Below are 20,027 nucleotides of genomic sequence, written 5' to 3'. Positions count from 1 at the left end.
AATCCCGGTGGGGCGGGGGGGGGGGGGGGGGGGGGTGGGCCGGCCGCGCCCACCGCGGGGGTCCGTCATGCCGTCAGCTCGCCGGCCAGCTGTCGTCGATCGCCTTGAGTGCCTGGTCGAGGCTCTGCTGGTTGCTGATCCACCCCGTCATGCCCTTCCAGAAGCTGCCGGAGCCGACGGCTCCGGGCATCGCGTCGGAGCCGTCGAAGGCGATGCCGGTCGACTGGTAGGCGATCTTCGCGATGTTCTGGATCGTCTGGGTGGGATAGCTCGCGACGTCGAAGTCCTTGTGGGGTGACAGCCACGCGCCGGTCTTGGCGCCGGCCACGCCGAAGTCCTTGGTGCTCATGTACTGCAGGAGCTTCTTGGCGGACTCGTTGTCCTTGCTGAACAGGCCGGCCAGGTCGCCGCCGCCCTCGACGGGGTTGTCGCCGCCGGCGGTGGCGGGCGGGAAGCCGAAGACGCCGACGCGGTTGTCGATGTCGGCCAGCACGTCGTCGGGGAAGAAGCCCTTGGCGGCGACGAAGTTGCCCTGCTTGTACATGAAGCAGCCGGGCGGGTTGCGGAACATGGGGTTGCCGGCCGTGCCGAAGTTGTTGCTGGCGATGGACTTGCGGCCGCCCAGGATGTTGCCCTCGGTGAAGGCGATCTTCTCGAAGGTGCCGGCGGCCTGGCGGACCAGCGGCGAGTCAAACTTGATCTTGTGGTTGATCCAGTCGTCGTACTTGGCGGTGCCGCCGTACTTCAGTACCAGCTCCTCCATCCAGTCCGTCGCCGGCCAGCCGGTGGCGGGCCCGGACTCGATGCCGAGGCACCAGGGGGTCTTGCCCTCCGCGCGGATCTTGTCGGTGAGCGCTAGCAGCTCGGGGATGGACGTCGGAATCTCGTATCCGGCGGACTCGAAGGCCTGCTTGGGGTAGAAGACCAGGCTCTTGACGTTCATGCTCGCCATGAGGCCGTAGAGCTTGCCGTCCTTGCTGCCGGCCTCCAGCGTCCCGGGCGTCATGCTGCTCTTCAGCGTCGGCATGTCGAGGACGTCGTCGAGCGGGGCGAGCCGGCCCTTGGCCGCGAGGTCCTTCATGATGCCGGGCTGCGGGAACAGCGCGATGTCCGGCAGGTTGTTGCCCTGGACGCGGGTGACGATGAGCTGGTTGAAGTTGTCCGACGGGGACCACTTGATCGTGATGCCCTGCTCTTTCGCGTACGGATCCAGCGACATCTTCAGCGCGTTCAGGCCGTCGCCGGTCATGCCGGTCATGATTTCCACGGTCTTGCTGGTGTTCCCCGTGCCGGCTCCGCTGGTCGCCTTCGAGCCTCCGTCGCTCAGGCAGCCGCTTGACAGCAGCGCGAGAGCGGTCAACGGCGCGAGCGTTTGGATCAGTTTGGTCCGTCGCATCTGTGACTCCCTTGAAATTCGCGCGGGGGCCGGCAGGCGCCCCGGCGTTCCCCGGTGGAGGAGCCTGACAGCAGGGGGACAGGCCCGCCAACGAGGAATTGACGCGAGTCAAAGATAGGTATGATTCCCAGTAACGCTGAACTGGTCAGCCGGTAACATTTACGTAACATGTGGTAACCCATGGTTCCTGTCCCCCGACCCCCAGGACACTTCACGCATGGTCACCAGAGCTGATGTCGCTCGCCTCGCCGGTGTCTCGACCGGCACCGTCTCGCATGTGCTCACCGGCGCGCGGTCGATCCGCCCGGAGACCCGCCGCAAGGTGCTCGACGCCATGGAGCAGCTCGGCTACACCCCCAACGCCATGGCCAGCGCCCTGGCCGGAGGGCGAAGCCGCATCATCGCGATCGTCTTCCCCTCCCAGCCGCGCACGATCGTCGGCTCCGACCTGGAGTACGTCCTGGCCGCCACCGACGCCGCCCGCGCGCGGGGCTTCCACGTCGTCCTCTGGACGACCGGGCAGGACGACATGGACGAGCTGCGGCAGCTGGCCAGGGCGGGGCTCATCCAGGGATTCCTGCTGATGCAGGTCACCCTCACCGACAAACGCGTGGATTTCCTCAAACAGGCCGGCATCCCCGTCGGGCTGATCGGCCGCACCAGCGAGCCCGGCCACATCCCCTACGTCGACGCCGACTTCGATCAGATCGCGCGCGTCGCGGTCGAGCATCTCGCCGGTCTCGGGCACCGGACCATCGGCCTGCTCAATGCTCCGTACGAGGAGGGCGTACGAGGGATCGGAGCAGCCGTGCGCTTCGCCGACGCCGTCCGGCGGTCCTGCGCCGAGCTCGCGGTCGACTGCACCGTCATCACCAGCGAGCACACGGTCGGCGCAGGCCGGGCGGCGCTCCGCGCACTCCTGGACGACGCGCCGCACATGACGGCCGTCATCGGCTACAACTGGGAGGCCATTCTCGGCGCGATGCACGAGGCGCGCGCCCTCGACCGGCCGATCCCCGAACGGCTGTCCTTCATCATGTGCTCCAACGGCGAGCCCGAGTCGACCGACCCGGAGCTCACGACGGCGACCCCACCCGCGACGGAGATCGCCAGCGCCGCCGTCGAGGCGCTCATCGACCATCTGGCCGCCCCCAACGCCCAACCGGCCCAGCGGCTGCTTCCCGGCGTGCTCGTGGAGCGGCAGAGCACCGCGCCCGCCAGAGAGCAGGTCGCGGAAGCCTGATCGTCGGATCAGTAGCCGGGGAAGACCTTGCGCAGCAGGTCGAGGTCGGCGGCGCCCGTGGCGACGACGCCCTCAGGGGTGTGCGACGGCCCGAGCCGCCCCGCCACGAGCCGTAGCCACGCCTCGGCGGGCAGCGTGAGCGTGCCGTCGGGTGCGTCCGGGACGTCGAAGTCCACGCTGATCCGATCCTGCAGGCGGAGCGCGAAGACCGACGCGGGCTCGGTCGTGGTGACCACGACCACTGCGTGCGCATCCCCAGGCGGCTTGCCGATCCAGCCGATCAGGTCGGGTTCTCCGTGCAGGAGCTGCTCGGCGGTGCCGGCGGTCAGCGTCGCGCGCTCGTCGAAGCCGGCGCGTACGTCCCACGAGTGCAGCGCCAGCTCGCTGAGCCGCAGCCGGACCGCGGTCGCCAGGTCTACCGGTGCGGGAAGGAAGCCCATGTCGATGCGCAGGTTCTCGCGGGCGGACGCGTCCAGCGACTCATAGAGCGCGGCCAGGGCCTCGTCGGCTCGGAGGAACCCGTCGGCGCGCTGCCTGCGCGTCATGCCGTTCCAGGTCTGCCAGATGCTCTCCATCTCGTCACGGCCGGGCCTCGGCCCGTCGCCGAGGGCGGCCAGGACGGTGGCCCGCGTGATCTCGGCACCGCTGCCCAGGTGGCTGAGCACCTGCGAGATGTCCCATTCGGCCGCGCCGGACGGCCGGGCCAGCGCGGCCTCGTCAAACGTGCGTACCAGTGCGGCCAGACGGTCGTGCTCGCTGCGCACCGCGGCGATCACCGGGTCGGGGCTGCTCATATGTTCTCCGGTTCTGGTTGCGACGCCTGAGGGTATCCGATGCAGCCGGCCAGGAGCGTCATGAGGGCGGTGCGGGCGTCGCCGCCGAGCCCGTGCTCGCGGCCCAGCCGCTCCCGGCGCTGTCGTAGAAGGCGCGGGCGGCGAAGCCGATCCACTCGGGCCGCTCCCAGGTGGCCCAGCGGACACGGGCGTCCTTGTCGATCGTCGCCGCCGTCTCGTCGGCGGAGGCGCCGGCCGCCCGCAGCCGCGCGGCCTCCCCGCGCACGTGGTCGAGGTAGTCGCGAACGTCGCGGATCAGCGAAGTGCCGGCCACTTCGCCGTGGCCGGGCACGACGATCTCGGCGTCGAGGGCGATCAGCTCCTCGAGCACGCCGATCCAGCGCCCGCCGTCCACGTCCACGTCGTAGGGCGGGAAGTACGGCGCGATCGGGAAGATACGCGTCTCGAACAGGTCGCCGCCGAACAGCACCCGGTCGTCGATCAGGATGACCTGGTCGGAGCCCGTGTGCGCCGGCCCGACGGCACGCAGTGCCGCCCTGCGTCCACCCAGGTCGATCTCGGCCTTGCCCTCGTAGACCAGGTCGGGATCGACGAGTTCGACGTCCTGGAGTTCGGCCGCGACGGCCGGGCTCAGGTCCTTGAACAGGTCGATGTAGGCGGCGCCCTTGCGGTGCAGCTCCGCGCGCTGGGAGGCGTTGTAGACGATCGTCGCGGCGCCCTTGAACACCTGCGCCCCGAACCCGTGCTCGGGGTGGAAGTGCGTGACGGTCAAGTACAGGCGCCGCTCGCCGGCCAGGCGCCGGGCCTGCTCCAGGACGTACGCGCCGTTGCGGGGGCCGATGCCGGTGTCGATGACCAGCGCGGCGTGCTCACCGACGACGATGCCGACATTCGGGACGAGCTCGACGCGCTTGTCGGAGATGACGTACACGCCGTCGGACACCTCGACGGGCTCGCCTCGCACGATCGGCGGCGGGCTCATCCGTACGTCGGGGACGTCACTCTGGCCGGCCAACGGGGCGTCCGGGGTCAGCGGCGAATCGGTGGGGCACATGACCCGGCTCCAATCTGAACAGTGTTGAGATCCCTCTGAGCGTAGCAGGGATCTGAGCGGTGTTAAGATCGGGTGGTGGCGAAGGGGCGATATCACCACGGCGACCTGCACAGCGCACTGCTGGACGCCGCCGAGGCACTCGTACGCGAGCGCGGGACCGATGGCTGGTCCCTGCGGGAGGCCTCGGCGCAGGTCGGCGTCAGCCCCAGCGCCGTCTACCACCACTTCGCCTCACGCGACGCGCTGGTCCGCGCCCTGTCCGAGCGGACGCTCGCCTGGCTCGGGGAACACCTGAGACAGAAGTGCGAGCAGGCGCCGGACCAGCGGACCGACCCTCAGCAGCGCCTGATCGCCCTGGGCCGCGGCTATGTGAGCTGGGCTCTAGAAGACCCGGCCGTCGCCCGGCTCGTCCTGCGCGGCCGCGCCACCGGCCTGCATGCGTCCATCTCCACCCACCCGCACGACGTGCTCACCACGGAGCTCGACCGGCTCACGGAGGCCGGCGCCCTGCCCGCCGCCGCACGCCCGGGGGCCGAGTTCGTGCTTTGGGCGGCGATCCACGGACTGGCCGTGCTGCTCGCCGATGGCCTGGTCCACATCGAGGGCTCCCGGGCGGTTGATCTTCAGACTGAGCGCGTGGTCCGCTCCGCGCTCAACGGCCTGGCCCAGGAGACATCCCCCGCGGCGGGCTGGCCGGCGGCACACTCGGCCCACACCGAACGCCTGGCTCGCCACCAATCCGGCCCGGAACTCCTCTAGCGACGGCGAGCTTCCACGAATGGGGTGGAAGCCTGCGAAGATCGCGCTGTGCCGATCTTCCGTGTCGTCCTGCTCGCACTCGCGGCGCTGGCCGCCACCGTCCTGGCCTTCCCCCGGGTCGTGCCGAACGGGATCGGCCACCTCGGCAGCCTGGTCGAGACGTTCCTGCCGTGGCTCGTGCTGATCGTTCCCGTGCTGCTCGGCCTGGCCTGGTGGCGGCGCTCCGCGGTGAGCGCGCTGGCCGCGCTGCTGCCGGCCATCGCCTGGCTTGCCCAGTTCGGCGGCCATGTGCTGCCCCAAGCGGAGCAGCCCCATCACCTGGTCGCCGTGCAGCACAACGTCAGTGACGAGAACACCGACCCGGCCGGCACAGCGCGCAAGCTCATCGCGACCCGGCCGGACCTGATCGGCCTGGAGGAGCTCGTACCCGCAGCCTTGCCGGCCTGGGACGCGGCACTGCGCGCCGAGTATCCGTATCGGACCGTGCAGGGCACGGTCGGCCTCTGGTCCCGCCACCCCCTCGCCGAGGCGGCCCCGGTGGACATCCGCCCGCACGACGTCGGCCCTGACTGGAACCGCGGGCTGCGCGCGGTCGCCCGCACCCCGCACGGCGACATCGCGATCTACGTCGCTCACCTGCCCTCGGTGCGCATCGGTCTGGGCGGATTCGACTCCGTACGCCGGGACGAGAGCGCCCGCCGGCTGGGCGCGTTGCTGGCCGCCGAGCCCGTTGATCGCATGCTTCTGCTCGGCGACCTCAACAGCACCGTCGACGACCGTGGGTTGCGCCCGGTCCTGTCGCTGATGGCCGCCCCACCTCGCGATTTCGCCTTCAGCTGGCCGGCCCGGGTCCCGCTGGCGCGCGTCGACCAGATCCTGACCCGCGCGATGACGGTGACCGAGCTCCAAGCGCTGCCCGAGACGGGCAGCGACCACCTGCCGATCGCCGCCCACATTCGCCTCTGATCCGGAATGTGGTGCCGGGTCTTACCCGGCCTGCCGGCTGAGCCATCGCCCGGCAAGCGGGTGTGGGCCTTCCACAGTCCAATCCACATCGTCCGCCACGCGAGCCACTTTCGCCCCGGTGTGTTGTATCCCGGTGTTCACAGGAGAGCCTCAGTGGTGATGGGGAGCTCACGGACCCGGCGGCCGGTGGCGTGGAAGACGGCGTTGGCGATGGCGGGCGCCACCCCGATATGCACCACCTCGCCGAGGCCCTTGACGCCCAAGGGGTCGGCCTCGCGGTCCTCGCCGTCGAGAAAGATCGCCCGCAGGTCGGGGACGTCGGCGTTGACCGGGACGAGGTAGTCGGCGAGGTTGTTGTTGACGATCCTGCCGTCGCGGTGATCGGTGACGGTGTGCTCCAGCAGGGCCATGCCGATGCCGCCCACCATGCCACCGTGCGCCTGGCTGTCGGCGAGCTTGGGGCTGATGATCCGCCCCACGTCGTAGACGCCGAGCATCCGCCGGACGCGGACCAGACCGAGGCGGTGGTCCACGGCGACCTCGGCGAACGTGGCGCCGTAGGCGCATGTGGAGAACCGGGGCTCCCCGGGGGTGAAGGCGCCGAGCGTTTCGAGGCGGGTGCGGCCGTTGCGGGCCAGGAGCTGCTGGTACGTCTCCCCGCGCGCCGGGTCGTTCTTGACGTGCAGCCGGCCGTCGCCGACCGCGACGTCGCCGGCGTCGACGCCGTGCAGCGGCGATCGCTCGTCGCCGACGGCCAGCTCGATCGCCTGGCGCCGCAGCTTGTCGCAGCCGTCCTGGACGGCGGAGCCGACGCTCGCCGTGGTCTGCGAGCCGCCGTGAGCCGGGGTAGTCGGCATGGTGGAGTCGCCGAGCCGGAAATCCACGGCGCTTGTGGGGAGTCCGAGGGCGTCGGCGGCGACCTGGGTCATGGAGGTGTACGTGCCGGGGCCCATGTCGCTGGTCGCCGCCTCGACCCGCGCAACGCCACGTGCGTCGAGCAGGACCCGGGCCTGGGCAGGGTTGCGCAGGGTGCCGTGGGCGGCGGCGGCCATGCCCATGCCGATCAGCCAGTCGCCGTCGCGGGTGGAGCGGGGTTTGGGAGCGCGCCTGTCCCACCCGAACGCGCGGGCGCCGACGGTGTAGCACTCGCGCAGCCGCCGGGTGGAGAAGGGCATCCCGTTCGACTCGTCCTTGGCGGGTTCGTTGCGCCGGCGCAGTTCGATCGGGTCGATGCCGAGTTCGTGGGCGAGTTCGTCCAAGGCCGACTCGATGACGTAGGCCGCTGTGGCGTGACCCGGGCCGCGCATGTAGAGCGGGGTATTCACATCCAGCGGCACGGTCCGGTACGCCTGGCGGACGTGGGGCATGGCGTAGAGTGCCTGCCCCGCCGCCAGGACGTTCTCCCGGAAGTTCTCGTACGACGAGGTCTCCGCCGTGATGTCGTGGACCATCGCGGTCAGCCGGCCGCGCCGGTCGCTGCCCAGACGCAGGTGATACGCGTACGCGGGCCGGTGACCCGTTCCGGCGTACAACTGCTTGCGGGTAAGGACGAGCTTGACCGGACGGCCTGCCTCGCGCGCGGCGAGGGCCGCGATGGTGACGTGCGGCCAGGCCCGCAGGCCGCTGCCGAACGCCCCGCCCACGAACGGCGAGATGACACGCACCGCGTCCTGCTCGAGGCCGAACACGGCGGCGAGTTCCCTCTGCGTGCCGACGACCCACTGGGTCTTGTCCCACACCGTGAGCCGGTCGCCGTCCCAGCGGGCGATGGTGGCGTGCGGCTCCACCGCGTTGTGGTGGTTGCGGGCGGTGCGGTACGTCATTTCCAGCCGTACCGCGGCGGACTGCACGGCCTGGTCGGCGTCGCCGCGCGCGTAGGTCACGGGGTCGTGCGCGTGGGTGCCGGTCAGGTCCGTTGCCGGCTTCTCGGCGTCGTAGCGGACCTCGACCAGGCTCGCGCCGTGCTGAGCCGCCTGCGGCGTCGTGGCCACCACGACCGCGACCGGCTGCCCGTGGAAGAGGACCTTGTCGTCTTGGAAGACGTGCAGCCGCTCGCCTCCCTCCGGGTTGTTCGAACTCGGATTGGGCCTGTAGGCCAGCTTGGGCGCGTTGAGGTGGCTGATCACCGTCAGGACGCCGGGGTGGGCGAGGGCGGCGCGGGTGTCGATGCCGGTCATGCGTCCGCGGCCGACGGTGCTCCCGACGATGGCGGCGTGGACGACCCCTTCGGTGGGGTGGTCGGCGGCGTACTTCGCCTGTCCGGTCACTTTCAGGCGCCCGTCCACCCGGGACAGCGGCGCCCCGACGGCTTGCCGGCTCATGGGGCGGTTCCCACGATGCGGAGCTGGCGTTCGACGGTGCGCTTGAGCAGCTCGATTTTGAACGTGTTGTGTTTGAGCGGGCGAGCTCCGTCGGCCGCCCGCTCGGCCGCTTCGGCCCACAGCGCCTCCGACGGCCGTTCGCCGATGAGGCGGCGCTCGACGGCAGGCAGCTTCCACGGCACGGTGCCGACGCCTCCGGCGGCCACTTTCGCCTCGCGGATGACACCGCCGCGCACGTGCAGGGCGACCGCCGCCGAGATCAGCGCGAACTGATACGACTGCCGGTCGGCCACCTTCAAGTAGCCGGAGCCGAGCGGGCGGGGAAGGGCCGGAATCTCGACAGCGGTGACCAACTCGCCTGGCCGCACGGCCTGTTCCCGCTGGGGTGTGCCGTCCGGCGGCAGCAGGAAGTCGGCGAGGGCGACGCTGCGCTGCCCGTCCGGGCCATGCAGGTGGACGCTCGCCTCCAGCGCCGCGAACGCCACGGCGACGTCCGAGGGGTGGGTGGCCACGCAGTGATCGGAAGCACCGAGGATCGCGTGCGTACGGTTGAATCCGCCCAGCGCCGCACACCCCGAACCCGGCTCGCGCTTGTTGCAGGCCGCCGTCACGTCGCGGAAGTACGTGCACCGGGTGCGCTGCATGAGGTTGCCGCCGACGGTGGCCATGTTGCGCAGCTGGGCGGAGGCGCTCAGCTCCAGTGCCTGCGAGATGACGGGGAAGGTGGCGCGCACTTTGGGGTGGGCGGCGGCCTCGGCCATCCGTACGAGTGCGCCGATGCGCAGGCCCCCGCGCGCGGTGGCGGAGACCTCGCGCAAGGGAAGGGCGCTGATGTCGACCAGCGTGGAGGGACGCTCGACACCCTCGCGCATCAGGTCGACCAGCGTGGTGCCGCCCGCGATGTAGCGGCCGCCACGGCGCCCGGCGGCGAGCGCGCCGGCGACGTCGGAGACCTTGACGTAGGAGAAGGGATGCATCAGGCCCTCCTGGCCGCCTGCTCAACCGCTCTGACGATCTTCACGTAGCAGCCGCAGCGGCAGAGGTTGCCGCTCATCCACTCCCGGATCTCTTCGGGGGAGCCGGTGTGGCCCTCGCGGATGCAGCCGATGCCGGACATGATCTGGCCGGGGGTGCAGTAGCCGCACTGGAAGGCGTCCTCGTCGATGAACGCCTGCTGCAGAGGGTGCAGCCGGTCGCCGTCGGCCAAGCCCTCGACGGTGGTGACCGCCGCGCCCTCCATCCGCACCGCCAGCGTCAGGCAGGCGTTGACCCGCAGGCCGTCGACCAGCACCGTGCACGCCCCGCAGGCGCCGGCGTCGCAGCCCTTCTTGGTGCCCGTCAGCCCGAGCTGCTCGCGCAGCAGATCCAGCAGCGAGGTGCGGTTGTCGATCGTCGCGGTGTGCCTTTCACCGTTGACCACCAGCGAGACGCGACCGCTGGGCGGCGCCTCGGCCGGCTCGGTTCCGAGCGGAGACAGCCCGGGCACCAGATCGCATGCCACGGCCACACCGCCGAGAGTCGCCGCCGTCGCCGTCGCCGTCGCGATGAACGTACGCCGAGACCACCTCGACGCGGGCTCCACCTCGGACGGAACACGTGAGTCCGGGAGCTCGGAAGACATATCACCGCCTCGATTCGGCGAAGGACCGGCGTTCTCACACGTCGGCATGCCCCGGAGTCGCTACTCATCAAACCCGTCTGTTAACGCTGTGTGTTCAAGCGCATTGTGCATCGGCGCAACTCCGGGCTGGACAAGACCAGCCCGGAGTTGCTGGTGTCCGGTGACCGAATCACCCTCAATCGACTCTGATCAATCCCCGCTGGTAGGCGCGGACGAGCGGCCGGGGCACGCGTAGTTCCCGGCCGTTCACGGTGATCGGGACCAGGTCGGGCGCGGTGGCCTTCCACTGGCTGCGCCGGTGGCGGGTGTTGCTGCGCGAGGTCTTGCGCTTGGGTACGGCCACAGCTACCAGCTCGCCTTCGTGATACCGGGCAGTTCCCCGCGATGGGCCATCTCGCGGAAGCGCACGCGGGAGAGGCCGAACTTGGTGAGGTGCCCGCGAGGGCGGCCGTCGACGGAGTCGCGGTTGCGGACGCGGGTGGCGCTGGCGTCGCGCGGCTGGCGGGCGAGCTCGCGCATGGCCTGGTCCCGTTCCTGCGGGGTGCCGACGCGGATGATCTCCTTCAGCTCGGCCCGCCGTTCCGCATAACGCTGGACCACGGCCTTGCGCCGCTCGTTCGCGGCGATCTTGCTCTTCTTGGCCATCAGACCTTCTCTCCCCGGGCCCGGATCCGGGCGACGGCCTGCTCGATGCCGATCTTGTCGATGGTCTTGATCGCGCGGGCGCTGACCGTGAGCTGCACGAAGCGGTCCTCGTTTCTGGCCACAGCGGTTCCTTTCTGCTTGCGGCGATGTGCCATGATAACGACAACGATTTTCATCACCGCAACTGGAGGCTCAGTGCCCACCCCCGTCGTCCTGGTGTCGGGACTGCACGGCGCGGCCCGTACCGCCACCGTCGAGCGGCTGCTGGCCGACCATCCGGGATCCATCGCCATCCACCACGATCTGCGCGAGATCGTCCAGGGCCGCGTCCACCGCAGCGTCCGCGACGCCACCGGTCTGCTGGAAACCGCCGAGGTTCGTCTCGCCCACGGCTGCATCACCTGCACGGTGCGCGAGGACCTGCTCCCCCGGCTCGTCGCCCTGGCGCCCCGCTCGAGCCTGCTGATCGTGGACCTGTGGGACTCAGTGGAACCGCGCTCAGTGGCCGAGGCCGTCGACTGCTACGAAGCCCATGACCTGCTGCGGCTCAGCGCCGTTCTGACCGCACTGGACGCCGCGGCCATGCCCGGCGACATCACCCGCGGCGAACCTCTCAGCGAGGCAGGCAAGCCCGCGGCCGCCGGCGACCAGCGTTATCTGGCCGAGGTCCTGGCCAGGCAGCTGGAGTACGCCACCGGCCTGGTGCTCCATGGCGGCGACGAAGACGACCACGACCTGTCGCGCCGGGTGCTCGCTCACCTCGCCCCCGTCAGCCCGATCCACACGCTCCACACCCTGCCGCTGGTGACCGGTGCCGCCGTGTGCACCGCGGAACTGGCCGAACGAGTCGATCCCGCCACCGCGCAGCTGCCCTGCGACGCCCAGACCGACGAGATCGTCACCACGGTGTGGCGCAGCCGCCGCCCGCTGCACCCCGGCCGCTTCTTCGAGGCCGTGGACGAGCTGGTGGTCGAGTCGGTACGCTCACGCGGCCGTTTCTGGCTGGCCACCCAGCCGGACCACCTGCTGGCCTGGGACGCCGTGGCCGGGATCGTCTCGGCCGAGAACGCCGGCCCCTGGCTCGCCGCGCTGCCGGAGGCCGCCTGGGACCTGGCCTCCCCCGCCCGCCGGCTGGCCGCGACCCTCGATTGGGACCCCGAGCGCGGTGACCGCGTCCAGCACCTGGTCTTCACCGGCCCCGACCTCGACGTCGGCCGCTTCCACGCACTGCTCGACTCCTGCCTGCTCACCGAGGCGGAGGAGAGCGCCGGCCCCGACGCCTGGACCGGTTACGACGACCCGTTCGCCGCCATCCTCACTCTCAGGGAGAACGCGTGAAGAAGCCCCACGCCCCGCGCCGCAAGCCCAACCCGCTCCTGCACGCCGACCGCATCGACTACAAGGACACCAACCTGCTGCGCAAGTTCGTCTCCGACCGGGGCAAGATCCGCAGCCGCCGCGTCACCGGCGTCACCGTGCAGCAGCAACGCCGGATCGCCAAGGCCATCAAGACCGCTCGCGAGATGGCCCTGCTCCCCTACTCCTCTCGTCCCAGCACATGAACCGGCGGCCCCGCACACTTCGCCCTTGACGATCAGGCCGCATACCGCAAAATGGTAATGATTATCGATTTGTCGACATGAGGGGTGCGAGTGGCCGACGAATACGAACAATCGGCGGAGTTCATCGACGTGATGATCGCGCCGTCCTGGGAGGCGACGAGTCCGGCGCTCGCTGAGGCGCTCCGCGGCGTGTCAGGCCCGATCGTGGACGTGGGCGCCGGAGGAGGGCACGGCACGCGGCTGATCGCCGCGACGGTGGCCGATGCCGAGATCCTGGCCGTCGAGCCGTCGCCGGGGTTGCGGTCGGTCCTGCTGGCCCGGGTGAACGAGTCCGCGGAACTGCGCGACCGGGTGACCGTGCTGCCGGAGGGGCTGTTGGAGGCCGAACTGCCGGACCGGCTCGGCGCCGTCGTCGCCATGAGCGTCATCGGCCACTTCGACCCGGCCGGCCGGCGGCAGATCTGGGCGCTGCTCGCCGAGCGGCTCCTCCCCGGCGGCCGGGCGGTGCTGAACCTCCTGCCGCCCACGCAGGCCATGGCGGTGCCGGACTCGAGATTCGCCGACGTCCGCCTCGGACGGCGCAGATACGAAGGATGGGGCCGCGCCGAGCCCGCCGGGCCGGACCGGCTCACCTGGCACATGACGTACCGGACCTACCACGATGACCGGCTCGTCGGCGAGGTGCAGGTGGACTACGACTGGTGGGTGCTGGACGGGCAGCGGCTCAAGGAGGAGCTGAGCGAGCACGGCCTCGTGGCGTCCCACACCGGTCCGGAGGAACTCGGCATGTATGTCATCGACAGAGGAGGCGCGTGATGTACGAGGTGGTCGTGGTCGGCGGCGGGCCCGCCGGGCTCAGCGCGGCACTGGTTCTCGGCCGGCAACGGCGCCGCGTCCTGGTGGTGGACGCCGGTCGGCCGCGTAACGCGCCGGCCGCGGAGATGCACATGTTCCTCGGCCGGGACGGCGGCTCACCCGCGCGCCTGCTGGCCGACGGCCGCGCGGAGGTGGCCGCCTATCCGACGGTTGAGCTCAGGGAGGGGCGGGTGACCTCGGCGGAGGGGGAGTCCGGCCGCTTCACGGTGACCTTGGAAGACGGCGAACGGGTCGAGGCCTCCCGGTTGATGCTGGCGAGCGGGGTGACCGATGAGCCCGTCGCGGTCGCGGGGCTGGCCGAACGGTGGGGCAAGAGTGTGTTCCACTGTCCCTTCTGCCACGGCTACGAAACGAACGGAAAAGTGCTCGCCGTCATCGGCAACGGGTTCGACGCGATGCTGGCGGCCTATGTCGCCGATCGCTACAGCGATGACGTCGTGTTGTGCACGAACGGTGCGAGCACCATGCCCGAACCGGTGGCCGCCGTCGTCAAGGCCCGTGGCATCCCCGTGATCGAGACGCCGCTGGCGGGCATCGAAGGTGAGCTGGACGCGTTGACCTTGAGCTTCGCGGACGGGACCACGCTGGCGCGCGAGGCCGTCTATCACCGGGCGCCCACCCGGCCGAACACCGACCTGGCCGTCCAGCTCGGCTGCGTGCTGCTGCCCGACGGGTGCGTCGAGGTGGACGAGTACGGCAAGACCAGCGTGGCCGGCGTCTACGCGGCCGGCGACGCCGCGCATCTCAAGGCGGTGCCCGAACCGGTGACCTTGGTCGGGCCGAGCGCGGCCGACGGGGTGCGGGCCGCGGTCTGGTTGGAGCAGGAGATGTTCCGCGCCGGATTGCCGGTGGCGCTGGGCTGATCTGGTTGGGCGGGCGGGTCATGGCTTCCCGCCCGCCCAACCGGCGCCCGTCACCGCACCGCGCCCTCCTCGCCGTACCGGCGCCCGTCAGCGCCTCGCCGTACCGGTGTGTCAGAGTTTGGCGGCGACGAACAGATGCTGGGCCGGCGCGGCCAGCGGAGATCCGGACCCCGGCAGCTCGAGGATGGGGCGCAACCCGGCCTCCGCGAGCTCGGCGGGCAGCTCTCTGCCGGTGAAGAACACCCGCCCGGTGCCGCCGCGGCGGTCCCCGGCGCCGAGATCCGGCTCTCCTTCCCTGGGCGACAGCAGGAACTGCATGGTGGCGAGCACCAGGTAGTGCTCGCGGATCGCCTCGGTCACCACCACCAGGCCGCCAGGGGCCAGCAGCTCGCGGATCCACCGCAGCGACCGTCCCGCGTGCCGTGCGCAGTGCAGCACGTTGGCGGCGACCACCACGTCCGCGCCGCCCCGCGCCGCTCCCTGCGCTACGAGGTCGGCGTTGATGTCCAGCAGGGCGTAGCGGAGCCGGTCGCCGAACCGGTCCTCGGCCGTCATCGTGAAAAATCTGGACACGTCGGTGAACAGGTAGTCCACCTCCGCGTCGCCGAGCCCGTCCAGCGCGGCGGCGGTGCTGCCCCCGGCGCCGGCGCCCAGCTCCACGACCCGCAGCGGCGTGGCGCGAGTGGCCGCCGCCCGGCCCAGGACGTGCCCGACGGCGGCGTTCAAGTACGTGTTGCTGACGTTGTTCTGGTCCTTGCTGAGCGAGGTAAGCAAGTCTCCGTCGGGGAACAGCAGCGCTTGAGCCATGATCTCGTCGCGGAGCAGCTCCGGGAGGCGGGCGAGGGCGGTCCTGAAGAAGATCGCCATCTGCTCCGGGTAGCCGAGCGCGGCGCAGGCGCTGTCCAACCCTGCCCCGTCGTCCTCACCCGCGGGCTCGGTGGCCACGGTCTCGAACCGGCCGTCGGGATCCCGGCGTACGAGCCCTTCGGTCCTCAGCACCTCCAGCCAGCGCCGGACGATCCATTCGTGCCGGGGCGCCACGCCGAGCGCGCCGATGATCTGCTCGGCCGTCCGGGCTGTGCCGGGAGGCACGACGCCGCCGACGAGCCCGGTCAGCGCCCGCAGCGCGATCTCGTCGAAACGGCGGATGGCGGCGGGCAGGTCCGCGAGCGCGTCGTCGGACACCGGCTCGCGCGCACCGGGCACCAAGCGCGTGAGCGCGACGCGTCCGGCACGGTCGGCGTCGGCCGCGTCCCGCGTCAGGCTGACGGCATCGCGGCCCGGTCCGCTGGGGACCTGGGCCGTCAGTTCCTCGGGAACCGTCAGCCCCGCACGCCTGAGCTCCCGGCGGGCCACCTCGGTGAGCCGTTTGCGGGCGAACGCGCCCAGCGGCTCATGCGACCTTCCCGCCCCCGCCAGCGCGTCGGGGGGCGTGGCGGCGGCCGCGGCCGGCACCGCGACCTGCAGCCGCATGGCGTCGTCGGGATCGAGGAGCACGACTGCTCGCGTGCCTTCCGTCGCGGCCCGCAGACCGGCCGCCGACTGGGCGGTCTCGGCAGGCTTGAGCAGGGCGTTGGGGATGCCGACCACTTTGACGGGATCACCCTGGCGCGCCAGCCCGGCCAGGGCGGCCAGCGGGTCCGGCCCCAGGGAGTCCCAGGCGCGGACGGAGGCAGCGGGGGCCGCAGGCGGATCGACGTGCAGGACGGCGTCGAAGCGATAGCGGGTCAGCTCGGTGTCGGCCGTGAGGGTCTTGGCGAAGAAGCTGAGGGTGACGTGCCGGTTCGCGCCGGCCGCCACGGCCGCCAGCGTGGCGGGGTCGAACAGCAGCTCAGTGTCGGCCCCGGGTCCCGCACCGGCGGGCGTGTGTTCGAGCGTGCGGTAGTGCTCCTCGAGCAGCCCCGAGTGGCGTACGTCGCCCACGATCACGGTCCCTCCGGGGGCGACGAGGTCGATGGCGTCGCGGAGCACGGCCGCCAGGTAGTCCACGCTGGGGAAGCACTGGGTGACGGAGTTCAGCAGCACGCAATCCGGCCGTTCGCCCAGGTGGGCCAGGGCGGTGCGGACCGCGGTGCCGTTGATCTCGTGGGCGGCGGCCCGCACGACCGTGACGCCGGGCAGCCCGAGTCCGTCCAGGCGGGTCACGACGTGTTCGGCGATGTCGGTGCCCACGTACCCCTTGAGGTGCGGGTGGAGGCGGTGCAGGAGCATCCCGGTCCCGCACCCGAGTTCGAGCACCCGGGAGGGCTGGTGCCGCAGGACCAGTTCGGCGGTGCGGTCGGCCCACTCGGCCATGTGCTCGGCGGGCAGCGGTTCGCCGGTGTCGGTGGCGCGCCAGCCGGACAGGTCGAGGTCGGGGCGGTGTGTGCCCTCTCCGGAGCGGTAGGTCCAGTCGTAGACCTCCCCCCAGTGCTCGAGGTGCTCCGCCACCAGATCGCCGAGCATGGGCGGATGTCCCTGCTCATGGCGTACGGCCAGGGCCGCCGGGTCGGCGGTGACGATGAGCCCGCCGGTGCCGGTGCGGTCCACGCGGGCGATCCACGGATGGGCGAGCAGAGGTTCATAGGACGTCAACGGAACGCCTCCGGTCATGGTGGTCGGACAGGGATGGGGTCAGGCGGCCGCCCTCGACACGCAGCACGCGGTCGGCGCGGGCGGCCACCGCCGGGTCGTGGGTGACCGCCACGACGGCGAGGCCGGTGTCGCGGCGCAAGGTGTCGATCAGGTCGAGGACCAGGCCGGCGGTGCGGGCGTCCAGGGCGGCGGTGATCTCGTCGGCCAGCAGCACCGCCGGGTTCCCGGCGAGCGCTCTGGCGAGGGCGACTCGCTGGCGTTGCCCGCCGGACAGCGCGGCCGGGTAGCGGTGTGCGTGCTCCGGTGCGAGGCCGACCGTGTCCAGCAGCCGGAGCGCCTCGGCACGGGCCTCTTTCCTGGGGAGACCGCGGAGCGTACGGAGAGGGCGGGCGAGCGCCGCGCCCACGGTGCGTGCCGGGTTGAGCGTGTCGAGGGGGTTCTGCCCGACCAACGCGAGGGCCCGTAGCGCCGTCGGGGTCCGGTCGGTCACCGCCCAGGGCAGCGGCTCTCCCAGCACGGTGCCGTGCCCGCGCTCGGCGGGATGCAGCCCGGCGAGGACGCGCAGCAACGTGGTCTTCCCGCAGCCGGAAGGCCCGAGCACGGCGACGGACTCCCCCGCCGAGACCGCGAGATCCACCTCCGACAGCAGCGGCGCGCCACCAGGCGGCTGCGCCAGAGCCAGCCCGTGCACCTTCAGCACCGGCCTGCCGGCCGTCCGCGTGACGTCCGGATCCGCCGCCACCGTCCGGCGGCGATCCGGCGACGGTGCGGCGTCCTCCGGGGCTTGGGGGTCGTTCGCGGGGCCGAGCCGGACGACGTGGTCGGCGAGTTCGGCCACCACGCCCAGGTCGTGCGAGACGACGAGCGTCACCGAGCGGCCGTCGCCACGGCGTCGCCGTACCAGCTCGAGTGCGAGATGGAGCGCGGCGGGGTCCAGCGCGCTGGTGGGCTCGTCCAGGATGAGCAGCTCTGGGTCGGCCGCCAGGGCTCGGGCGAGCGCCACCCGTTGCGCCTGCCCGCCCGAGAGCTGGTGCGGACGGAGACCGGCGATGTCGGCCGGGTCCAGGCCGACTGCGGCGAGGGCCCCTTCCGCTCCGCCGTGGCGCGCCGCTCTGGGCAGCGCCTCGCGTACCGCGGCGCGCGCGTCCAGCAGGGGATGCAGCGCCGAGGCCGGGTCCTGGCCGAGGAAACCGACGGTCCGCCGCCGCCAGCGACGCGGGGCCCGTACGGGAGCTCCGTGCCACTCGATCCGGCCCGCCGCCAGGGTCAGCCCGCCGGGCAGCGCACCGAGCACGGCCCGCAACACAGTGGTCTTGCCCGTACCGGACGGGCCTGTGAGCGCCACCACCTCGCCCGGGGCGACTCGCAGGTCCAGCCGGTCGACGATCATCGTCCCGGTCCTATCGGCGACGGTCAGCCCGCGGACGGTCAGCCCGGGCCCGCTCACGAGAGGTCGTCCCGGGTGGCGAGGGCGTGCGAGAGCGCCGCCACGCTGCCGGCCAAGACCGCCAGCGCGACGGCGGGCGCGATCGTCGCGGCGGGGTTGAGCACGAGGCCCTGCAGGTTCTCGCGGAGCATGGCGGCCCAGTCCGGCGCGGGGGGCGCCGGACCGAAGCCGAGGACGTTGAGCGCGGCTGTGAGCTGCACCGCAAGCACCAGCCGCTGGCCGAGGTCCGCGCCCACGAGTGCGGCATGTGCGGGCAGGACCTCGCGCAGCAGCACGGACGCCCCGCGCTCCCCCCGCGACAGTGCCACCTCGACGTAGCCCGCATGCCTGGCCGCGGCCGTGGCGTCGGCGACGATGCGCAGCGTCAGCGGCGTGCCGCCCAGGACGGTGCCGATGATCACGGCGGCGGGGCCGGGCAACGCCACCACTGCGAGCAAGGCGAGCAGGAGCAGCGGAAGGGCCAAGAGCAGGTCGGCGGCGCCGGCGACGGCGCGGGCGGCCCTGCTCTGGCTCCATCCCGCCCACAGCCCGCCTGCCACGCCCAGGGCTGAGGCCGTGAGGGCGGCGGCCAGGGACGTCAGGGTCAGGTCCCGTCCACCGGCCAGGACCCGGGCGAGCACGTCCCGCCCCAGCCCATCGGCACCCAGCGGCAGCCCGGGAACGGCCCCGGTCCATGGTGCCGCCACGATCGCGGTCGGATCGTGCCCCGCCATCGCCTCCCCGCCGAGCGCCACCAGCAGAGCGGCCCCTGCCACGACGCCCAAGACCGGCATGGCACGCCGCTTGACCGACGGCTCACGCGCGACCGCGGCGGGTCGCCCCGCGAACCACCCGTCCGCGGCCACGACCGGGCGCTTCGGAAGCGAGCCGTCCCCACCACCGACCGGCCCCCTCGAGGCTGCGTCCTGCCCAGAGCCGGCTGAAGAGGTCGGAGCCGAGCCGTTGGGACCGCCCAGACGCTTCAATGGGCGAGCCGCCTTCGGGTGCCGGCGTGGGGCGGCTGCGTCGGCGGCGAGGAGGCATGTGACCACGACCGCCGCGGCGAGGAGCGCGACGCTCTGGACGACCGGCACGTCCCTCGTCGAGATGGCCGTGACCAGCAGCTCGCCCAGCCCGGCCAGTCCGAACAGGGTCTCGGCCACGGCGGTGCCCGCCACCAGCCCACCGAGGATGACCGCGAGCAGGCGGGTGGCGGGCGCCGCGACCATCGGCAGCACGTACCGGAGCCCGATCGCGACCGACGACAAGCCGCGGAGCTCGGCGTCGCGGACGTACGGCCGGGCCAGCACGTCCGCGATCGCGCCACGGAGCAGGGCGGCCCCGTACGCGGCGGTCGGCAGCGCGAGCGTGAGCGCGGGAAGCGCAAGGAGGTCGGGCCGGTGCCAGGGTGGCTCCCCGGCGGGCAACATCGACACCGGCGGGAACCACCCCCAAGCGGCGGACAACCAGCCGACCAGCGCGGCCGCCACCACGGCCTGGGGCAGGGCGGCGCCGGCCACGATCAGCGCGTTCACCGTGGAGCGCAGCCACCGGGGCCCGCTCACGGCGGCCCAGGCCAGGGCCGCCGTGAGCGGCCCGCTCACCGCCAGCGCGGCCCCGGCCAGGGCGAGCGTCACACCGGCGCGTTCCGCGACCAGCTCGGCGACCGGCCGCCCGGTGATGAGGGAGGCGCCCGGCTCGCCGGTCAGCACTCCCGACAGCCAGTCCAGATAGCGGATGTGCAGGGGACGATCCAGCCCCTGCTCCGCTCGCATCCGGGCGAGCTCTTCCGGGGTGGCGCGGCCGCCGCCGAGCACGTCGGCGGCGTCACCGGGCAGCGCCGCGGTACACAGGAAGATCACCGCGGAGGCGGCGGCCAGCAGCAACCCGCACCTGATCAGCGCGCCGGCCGGTCGCGGCATCCTGC

At 72.1% G+C, this 20,027-nt stretch carries 19 protein-coding genes; 7 read left to right on the top strand and 12 right to left on the bottom strand.

Annotated features, from left to right (window positions below; all coding sequences use genetic code 11):
• Positions 1–73 precede the first annotated feature (73 nt).
• Positions 74–1,396, bottom strand: a complete 1,323-nt coding sequence (locus Q9G87_RS56015; protein WP_305924874.1) for an ABC transporter substrate-binding protein — start codon at positions 1,394–1,396, stop codon at positions 74–76.
• 217 nt (positions 1,397–1,613) lie between these two features.
• Here Q9G87_RS56015 and Q9G87_RS56010 point away from each other — a divergent pair, with 217 nt between their 5' ends.
• The gene (locus Q9G87_RS56010; RefSeq protein ID WP_305924873.1) at positions 1,614–2,639 is read left to right on the top strand and encodes a LacI family DNA-binding transcriptional regulator; all 1,026 of its coding nucleotides are present in this window, start codon (positions 1,614–1,616) and stop codon (positions 2,637–2,639) included.
• 8 nt (positions 2,640–2,647) lie between these two features.
• Here Q9G87_RS56010 and Q9G87_RS56005 read toward each other — a convergent pair whose 3' ends face one another.
• Both Q9G87_RS56005 and Q9G87_RS56000 read right to left on the bottom strand, forming a co-directional pair.
• The gene (locus Q9G87_RS56005; protein ID WP_305924872.1) at positions 2,648–3,433 is read right to left on the bottom strand and encodes a maleylpyruvate isomerase family mycothiol-dependent enzyme; all 786 of its coding nucleotides are present in this window, start codon (positions 3,431–3,433) and stop codon (positions 2,648–2,650) included.
• A 58-nt stretch (positions 3,434–3,491) separates the two neighbouring features.
• Positions 3,492–4,487 carry an MBL fold metallo-hydrolase gene (locus Q9G87_RS56000; RefSeq protein WP_305924871.1) on the bottom strand — a complete coding sequence of 332 codons (996 nt, stop codon included), beginning with the start codon at positions 4,485–4,487 and terminating at the stop codon, positions 3,492–3,494.
• Between the two features lie 75 nt (positions 4,488–4,562).
• Between Q9G87_RS56000 and Q9G87_RS55995 the strand changes: the two genes are divergently transcribed.
• A complete protein-coding gene (locus Q9G87_RS55995) occupies positions 4,563–5,246 on the top strand; it encodes a TetR/AcrR family transcriptional regulator (RefSeq protein ID WP_305924870.1) in 684 nt (227 codons plus the stop codon).
• Between the two features lie 48 nt (positions 5,247–5,294).
• Positions 5,295–6,212, top strand: coding sequence for an endonuclease/exonuclease/phosphatase family protein (locus tag Q9G87_RS55990; protein WP_305924869.1), 918 nt, complete (start codon positions 5,295–5,297; stop codon positions 6,210–6,212).
• Between the two features lie 137 nt (positions 6,213–6,349).
• On the opposite strand, the gene Q9G87_RS55985 is transcribed toward Q9G87_RS55990, so the two are convergent.
• The 6 genes from Q9G87_RS55985 to Q9G87_RS55960 form a co-directional block, all read right to left on the bottom strand.
• A complete protein-coding gene (locus Q9G87_RS55985; protein WP_305924868.1) occupies positions 6,350–8,533 on the bottom strand; it encodes a xanthine dehydrogenase family protein molybdopterin-binding subunit in 2,184 nt (727 codons plus the stop codon).
• Positions 8,530–9,510: an FAD binding domain-containing protein gene (locus Q9G87_RS55980; RefSeq protein WP_305924867.1), complete on the bottom strand. Its 981-nt coding sequence runs from the start codon at positions 9,508–9,510 to the stop codon at positions 8,530–8,532. The genes Q9G87_RS55985 and Q9G87_RS55980 overlap by 4 nt, the downstream gene beginning before the upstream one ends.
• Positions 9,510–10,010, bottom strand: a complete 501-nt coding sequence (locus Q9G87_RS55975) for a (2Fe-2S)-binding protein (RefSeq protein ID WP_371825989.1) — start codon at positions 10,008–10,010, stop codon at positions 9,510–9,512. The genes Q9G87_RS55980 and Q9G87_RS55975 overlap by 1 nt, the downstream gene beginning before the upstream one ends.
• 319 nt (positions 10,011–10,329) lie before the next feature.
• The gene (gene rpmF / locus Q9G87_RS55970) at positions 10,330–10,497 is read right to left on the bottom strand and encodes a 50S ribosomal protein L32 (RefSeq protein ID WP_305924866.1); all 168 of its coding nucleotides are present in this window, start codon (positions 10,495–10,497) and stop codon (positions 10,330–10,332) included.
• A 2-nt stretch (positions 10,498–10,499) separates the two neighbouring features.
• The gene (gene rpsN / locus Q9G87_RS55965) at positions 10,500–10,799 is read right to left on the bottom strand and encodes a 30S ribosomal protein S14 (RefSeq protein ID WP_305924865.1); all 300 of its coding nucleotides are present in this window, start codon (positions 10,797–10,799) and stop codon (positions 10,500–10,502) included.
• Entirely contained in the window at positions 10,799–10,921 is a 123-nt protein-coding gene (locus Q9G87_RS55960) for a large ribosomal subunit protein bL28 (protein ID WP_305924864.1), read from the bottom strand. Before Q9G87_RS55960 ends, rpsN begins: the two co-directional genes overlap by 1 nt.
• 73 nt (positions 10,922–10,994) lie before the next feature.
• On the opposite strand from Q9G87_RS55960, the gene Q9G87_RS55955 reads away from it, so the two are divergent.
• The 4 genes from Q9G87_RS55955 to Q9G87_RS55940 all read left to right on the top strand — a co-directional run bounded on the left by Q9G87_RS55955 (position 10,995) and on the right by Q9G87_RS55940 (position 14,100).
• On the top strand, positions 10,995–12,137 hold the full coding sequence (locus Q9G87_RS55955; RefSeq protein WP_305924863.1) for a CobW family GTP-binding protein: 1,143 nt from the start codon (positions 10,995–10,997) through the stop codon (positions 12,135–12,137).
• Positions 12,134–12,361 (top strand): 30S ribosomal protein S18, encoded by a 228-nt coding sequence (gene rpsR, locus Q9G87_RS55950; protein ID WP_305924862.1) that lies wholly within the window; start codon positions 12,134–12,136, stop codon positions 12,359–12,361. The genes Q9G87_RS55955 and rpsR overlap by 4 nt, the downstream gene beginning before the upstream one ends.
• Before the next feature lie 90 nt (positions 12,362–12,451).
• Positions 12,452–13,177 (top strand): class I SAM-dependent methyltransferase, encoded by a 726-nt coding sequence (locus Q9G87_RS55945; protein ID WP_305924861.1) that lies wholly within the window; start codon positions 12,452–12,454, stop codon positions 13,175–13,177.
• The gene (locus Q9G87_RS55940) at positions 13,177–14,100 is read left to right on the top strand and encodes an NAD(P)/FAD-dependent oxidoreductase (RefSeq protein ID WP_305924876.1); all 924 of its coding nucleotides are present in this window, start codon (positions 13,177–13,179) and stop codon (positions 14,098–14,100) included. The genes Q9G87_RS55945 and Q9G87_RS55940 overlap by 1 nt, the downstream gene beginning before the upstream one ends.
• 111 nt (positions 14,101–14,211) lie before the next feature.
• Here Q9G87_RS55940 and Q9G87_RS55935 read toward each other — a convergent pair whose 3' ends face one another.
• The 3 genes from Q9G87_RS55935 to Q9G87_RS55925 are packed head-to-tail and all read right to left on the bottom strand — an operon-like array spanning position 14,212 to position 20,022.
• Positions 14,212–16,674 (bottom strand): class I SAM-dependent methyltransferase, encoded by a 2,463-nt coding sequence (locus Q9G87_RS55935; protein ID WP_305924860.1) that lies wholly within the window; start codon positions 16,672–16,674, stop codon positions 14,212–14,214.
• Complete coding sequence (locus Q9G87_RS55930; RefSeq protein WP_305924859.1) at positions 16,661–18,121, bottom strand: ABC transporter ATP-binding protein; 1,461 nt, start codon at positions 18,119–18,121, stop codon at positions 16,661–16,663. Before Q9G87_RS55930 ends, Q9G87_RS55935 begins: the two co-directional genes overlap by 14 nt.
• Complete coding sequence (locus tag Q9G87_RS55925) at positions 18,118–20,022, bottom strand: ABC transporter permease subunit (protein ID WP_305924858.1); 1,905 nt, start codon at positions 20,020–20,022, stop codon at positions 18,118–18,120. Before Q9G87_RS55925 ends, Q9G87_RS55930 begins: the two co-directional genes overlap by 4 nt.
• Positions 20,023–20,027 lie beyond the last annotated feature (5 nt).

Source organism: Nonomuraea turcica (genome assembly GCF_030718205.1).
Classification (GTDB): domain Bacteria; phylum Actinomycetota; class Actinomycetes; order Streptosporangiales; family Streptosporangiaceae; genus Nonomuraea.
Note: the sequence above shows the minus strand (reverse complement) of the source record. Positions and strands in the feature narration are given on the sequence as shown.